The 5,843-nt window shown below is 45.1% G+C and carries 3 protein-coding genes; all 3 read left to right on the top strand.

Translation table 11 applies throughout. The features are described from left to right. The first annotated feature begins 263 nt into the window (after positions 1-263). Positions 264-1,772 (top strand): TolC family protein, encoded by a 1,509-nt coding sequence (locus AK963_RS24595; protein ID WP_066018034.1) that lies wholly within the window; start codon positions 264-266, stop codon positions 1,770-1,772. Continuing rightward, complete coding sequence (locus AK963_RS24590) at positions 1,769-2,686, top strand: efflux RND transporter periplasmic adaptor subunit (protein WP_066018033.1); 918 nt, start codon at positions 1,769-1,771, stop codon at positions 2,684-2,686. The genes AK963_RS24595 and AK963_RS24590 overlap by 4 nt, the downstream gene beginning before the upstream one ends. Before the next feature lie 74 nt (positions 2,687-2,760). Further along, on the top strand, positions 2,761-5,736 hold the full coding sequence (locus AK963_RS24585) for an LEPR-XLL domain-containing protein (protein WP_139117637.1): 2,976 nt from the start codon (positions 2,761-2,763) through the stop codon (positions 5,734-5,736). Positions 5,737-5,843: the final 107 nt, after the last annotated feature.

The raw sequence follows: 5,843 nt of genomic DNA, 5'->3' as shown, positions 1-5,843 counted from the left end.
TTGAGAACCTTATTTCCGAAGATTAAAAAAACGGAAAGCGTATAGTTGTGTGATTTTGAAGATTTAAGTTGGACTTACCATCATGCTAGTAATTTGAGATAGCTTCTTACAAAGTCGCACATCGCGTTATATTTCTGAAAAATAAATAAAAAATAATAGGGAAGTGGATTATGTTCTTGCAGCTCCTGACGCGGTGCGACAAATTTCTTTTGTCAAGAGTATCGCGTCCTTTATGGCGCCCACGGTTAGCATTTTTATGCCTAATGGGAGCCACAATTAGCGCAGATTATGCTAGTGCTGACGAGCAGACTTTGGAGCTTGATCTTAAGTCATTTCTGGGGATTGTGACCCGCGATAACCTGGTGATTCAATCCAGTGTTTTGGATTGGAATGCTAGCCAGTTCGCAACACAGAATGAAGAAGGGCAATTTGATACTGAGCTTCGGGGAAGTATCATCCATGAAAAGAATGAACAGAGAAATACGATTCAGGAGTCATTAAGTCGCTCTTCACTATCGGAGTTTGAGGAAAGCAGCAATAATTTTTCTCTTGGTTTATATAAACAGGCAAAGTCTGGAGCCACTCTGGAGTTTGAAGTTAGTCAGAGCAAACTGACGAACAGTGTGCAGCCCGATTTTCTTTATGGCAAAGAGAACGTTTTCAAGGCGGGCGTTAAATTAAGGCAACCCTTTCTGAAGAATGGGGGCAGTTCAGCCACGTTACCACTTCAGGCTTCTCAGGTTGGCGAGGATATTGCTTTCCAGGGCTACCGAAATGCCCGGTTAGAAGAGGCTTATAAAGCAATTTTCGCGTATTGGGATTTTTATCAGGCTCAGGAGAATCTCAAGATCAGCCAGCACAGCATTGAACTGCTGGAGCAGATGTTGGCGAATGCTAAAAAACGAGTGCAGTTTGATAACATTCCATTAACGGATGTCATGAGGATTGAGTCTCGACTTGCTGCCGAAGAGGCTATTCTCAACCAGGCAAATCAGAACTTTATTGAAGCCATGAACATTCTGAAAGATTACATGGCGATATCGTCTGTTGAGTCTGATTATGTGATTAAAGCGGAAAGTGCTGATTTTGAAACGCTGATCGCAAGCTTATCAATGCCTGCGCTGGATTCCGTTTCAAGCGTAAATACCGCCTATCAGTTAAACCCTTCTTATTTATCTGCGGTTAAAACGGCAGAGCAGGAAAAAATAAAACTGGTCTATGCCGAGAACCAGTCACTTATTCAGTTGGATGTATTGGCAAGTTATCACCAGAATGGTCTCGATATGAGAGCTCATGATGCCATTAACGATACTCTGTCGGGAGACTACCCCGGATTCAGCGTTGGTGTTGAATTTGTAATACCGCTGGCCAACAACATCGGCAGAAGCCAGGTCGGGGTTGCCAATGTAAGAACGCAGCAGGCGATTTATGCCATCAAGGAAACTGAGATAAAGCTGGCGAATCAGTTAAAAACACTGATCGCTGATATTGAAAATAAATACAGCATCGTTCAGCAGCTGGATAAGGTTCGGAAAATTAATAAAGAGCTTTTTTTAATCCATCAGAGCAGTTATGACAAAGGGCAGGCTTCAATTGATGATGTGATTGATAGTGAGAGGCGGTATGAAATAACGCTGTCTGAGTTGCTCTCTGCTATAGCAGCGTATCAAAAATCAAAATTCATGCTTAAGAAAGCGGAAGGAAGCCTGTTCAGCTATTTTGATATAGCCGATCAAGTATCTCCTCCCAACCCTGAGGGGCTGCCTTTATGAAAAAAAGCCTCCTTCTGGCTGGTGCTGTTACATTGAGTACATTTGGCTCACTCTCTTTTGCAGAAAATGGTTTGGATAGCAGTGCTATTTCGATAGTGTCCATGGTTGAGTCGGATGAGTTTGTAGCCTCACTGGTTCAGGATGATGAATTTTCACTTTCTTCTAATGAGGCATTGACCATTACCGGTATTACGGAGCCTGAGCAGGACGTGTTGCTCAGTGTTTCGATGGCCGGACGTATCGCGGATATTCCGATATCAGAAGGTCAGCAGGTTTCTTCAGGTGATTTGCTACTGACTCTGGACACACAACCAGAGCTTCTGGAGGTTGAACGCACCTTTCTCCTGTGGCAAGACAAAAGTGAGTTGGAAGCATCCAGACAACAGATGGAGATCTATCAACTGCTCTACCAGAATGCCAAAAGCCTTCATGAAGAGACTGGCGCAATCAGTGGGGAAGACCTGGAAGGAAAAAAGCTCCAGTACCTTCTACAGGTAGCAAAAACCAATCAGCTCGAAGTGAATGAGCGTAAGGAAAAGCTGGAGTATCAGCTTGCCAGGGCGAGGCTAAATAAGGGGCAGATTATTGCCCCTTTTGAAGGTGTCGTCACCAAAGTTTGGCTTGATAAAGGGGAAAGCACTCAGGCCAATAAACCCTTGTTGAGGATCGTAAACTCTAATAGAGGGCGGTTTATTGCCAATGTTGATGAGAGCTTGGGACGAAAGCTTTCTGTGAACCAGAGTGTAGAACTCTTTATTAAAGCTGGCGATAAGTATGTACTTCGTCAGGGAACGGTTGCTTTTGTCTCTCCGGTAACCGACTCAGCCAGCAATCTCATTGAAGTGATTATTCATTTTGATAACTCAGATGGTGAAATCAAACTGGGTGTCAGTGGATATCTTGAAGTTTCCTGAAACCAAAACTGAATAATTGGCAGCAGTCGTAGCCGACAGTACCAAATTGTCGATTGATAGGCTTCAAAAACATTATGCATAAAAAAAATAAAGCGCAGGGAAGTGAGCAACATCAACTGGAAGCATTAGAAGAACGCATCCTGCTATCGGCAGATCCGTTGTTGATTTCTTTTGCTGATAGCTCTGAGCAAACGACTGAAACCACCATTTTGCAGGTGGCTGAGCAGTCTACAATTGCTACCCCGGATGAGCATAAGAAGGAGGACCCATTTCAAGGACTGGAAGCCCTGTCTCTTAATGCTCTTGCTTTAAGCAACAATAACCTGTCGGTTGATGGAGAGTTGATAGCAACTGATCAGGATGTGCTTGTGATTGATCAAGATCAGGAGCTGTCTGGCAATGGCAGTTTCCAGGGGCATTTGATCAATAACGGTGTTATGGGGCCTGGGAATTCACCGGGTATTGTTGAGTTGGATAGTGTTACTTATAACGCGGGGTCTGAGCTGGTTATTGAGATTGGTGGTAAAGAGAGCAACCAGTTCGATCAAGTGAAAGTGGACAATCTGGCGCAGCTGGGTGGAAAGCTTACGATTAAGGTTATTGATGGCTTTTCTCTGAAGGATGGTGACAGCTTCCAGATCATGACATTCGGCAGTGTTGAAGGTCAGTTTGAAAGTGCTGATGGCTTGTTTGGTCTGGAAGGTGGTAGTGGTTACTTCCAGATCGTTCAGAGTGAAAAAGGCCTGGAACTGGTATACCGTGAGTTGGGCAACGGTTTGGCGATTGATTTCTCCAGCCAGAATGACGCTGATGCCTTTGGTGAAAAGCTTAACAGCCATTATTTTAACAATACAGACCCTCTTGAGGGGCAGGCCCGTATTCAGTTCTCAGAATTTATCTACTTTCAGGGCAACCTGCATGTGGATTATGGCGTAGCTAACGACATGACCGTTGCTACCGGGTTTCCTATCAGCCTTGATTTACCGGCAGAGCTTAATGGACTGGATCGGACTTACCTGACGCTCAGCATGACCAATGCCAGTGGGTTTATTGGTCTTGGCGGGCCTGACAAAGTTGACCTGAATTATGATGGTGATTTTGATGATGAGGGTGAAGTTAACTCTCAGGCCAAGGGGGTCGTTCTTCAGGATGTCAACCTTGGCATGGCCTACTTCAATCTACCAGCTGACTTTTTTGATTTATCCATTGACCTTCCTGACCTTGCAACTCTGAAAGATATTCCGAACGACGTTTTGCTGAGTACTTTACCCAGCTTTTATGCACTGAAGGCGGATATTGGCAGTATTGAAGTGGTTGGTTTTAGTGAACTGTTCTCCCTTTCTGCAGGTCATACGACGATCTCCATCAATGGCGCTGGCAGCTGGTTGCCAGCCAGCGGGGTGGCGCTGGATTTTGCGACCAGTTTTGATGGCGGTTTATCGGTTCCTGTTGCAGGCGGTGCTGACCCCATCATATTGGATTTTGCCGGCGCTCAGCAGACGAGTGCAACGCTATTTGATGCACAGATGAGTCTCCTGGATTTTGTTCATGTTTATGGAGATTTAACCCTTGAAAAAGGATTGGCTGCGAATGTCAATGTCGTTACAGGTGTTCCATCCGATATTGAAGGGCTGAGTTTTCCTTCTGTCATCAATAATCTTGAGGTGGCAGGGTTATCCATTGCCGGTTCCGGCTTGAAAGCCTTCGTGGGTGTTGGTGGAGGTTTCGATAGTGAGGGGGAATTGAATACCGATGCCACAGGTCTGGCACTTGCAGGCGTTGACTTTGCTTATGTGGACTTTACCCCGACCAGCCCTGCATATAGTGGATTGCTGAATTTTCAGGCAATCTCTGCCACAGCTACCAGTGTGAAAGCAATTGGAATTGATCAGCTGACCGTGCGTGCAGAAGATATTCGAATCAATATAAACACCGGCAAATCCTTGCCCGGGGGGGCTGGAGCAGCGGTCATTGATTTTGGCAGCAGCTTCCTGGCAGAAAATGCAGACAATGATGCGGATGGTGATGGAAAAACTGACCCGGCTGGCTATGAAGTCAAGGCAGGCTCCCAATCCATCTATATTGATTATGATGGAAATGAGCGTATAGCGGCATCGTTAAACCAGGCTGAACTTAATGTTGGTGGGTTTGTAACGGCCAGTGGTAATTTTTCTTTTCAAAAAGGGCCTACCCAAATCGTCAATGTTAAGGTGCCCAATGGTGTAGAAAAAGAAGAGTACAGCTATGACGTTGAAGTCGAGAGCCTGCAGATTGGTGGGCAGAATGTCACGGTATTTGCCGGGATTGGTGGTATCGGCTTTGATAGCGGCAGCAATATTAATGACAGAGCTATTGGTATTCTCTTAAGTGATGTTGACTTTGCCTATGCTTCCTTCAAACCAACAGGGCTTTTCGGTAGTGGTCTCAATGCCAGCTTTCAGGCTCTCTCTGTCTTTGCTGACAGTGGTCAATTTGTTGGGTTAGGGGATGTTGCAGAGCTAAAAGACGTTAGAGTTGCTTTCAATTCAGGCAAGTTTTTTGGTGGAACGACAGTTACCCCCTATATTGACTTCGCAGAGAGTGGTTTTGATGACCCCTTGTGGTTGGGATACGCTGTTCAAACCAGCTCAGATATCAACGATAAAATTTATTTGAATTTTGACAGCAATCAGCAGCTGATTTCTGCGCATGGAAGTATCAATCTGGCGGGGCTTGTAACGGTCAATGGTGCGTTTGCCTTTAATAAAGTCAAAGCAGTATCGGTTGATGTCAGCAGTAATATTGATGAAGTCAAGAAGGCGCTCGGGGTATCTGGAGACTTTCAACTTGGCGGTGATATTGATGTATTAACGGTTGGTATCAGTGATGCCACTGTTGAGGTTGATCTTGGTGTTGCTGGAGCAACGCTTGAAGGTGTGACCGGTGCATTATTTCTCGGTACCCCAACATTGGCTGGCCTGGTTCCGGGAAGTCAGCAGTATGTTCCAAAATTTGTGGCGCTTAAAGTGAATGCTGATAGCGTAACTTCTAATACCAATCGCATTTTCTAAATCCTTAAGCTGCCGCCAACTATGCTTAGGCATCATTACCATGCATTATCTAGAACAGATGTCTCGTCGACCACAGCTACCCGAAGGTTTTAATGATGTTGATTTTC

The sequence above is a fragment of the Endozoicomonas atrinae genome, from assembly GCF_001647025.1.
Classification (GTDB): Bacteria; Pseudomonadota; Gammaproteobacteria; order Pseudomonadales; family Endozoicomonadaceae; genus Endozoicomonas; species Endozoicomonas atrinae.
This window is presented reverse-complemented; position numbering and strand designations above follow the sequence as displayed.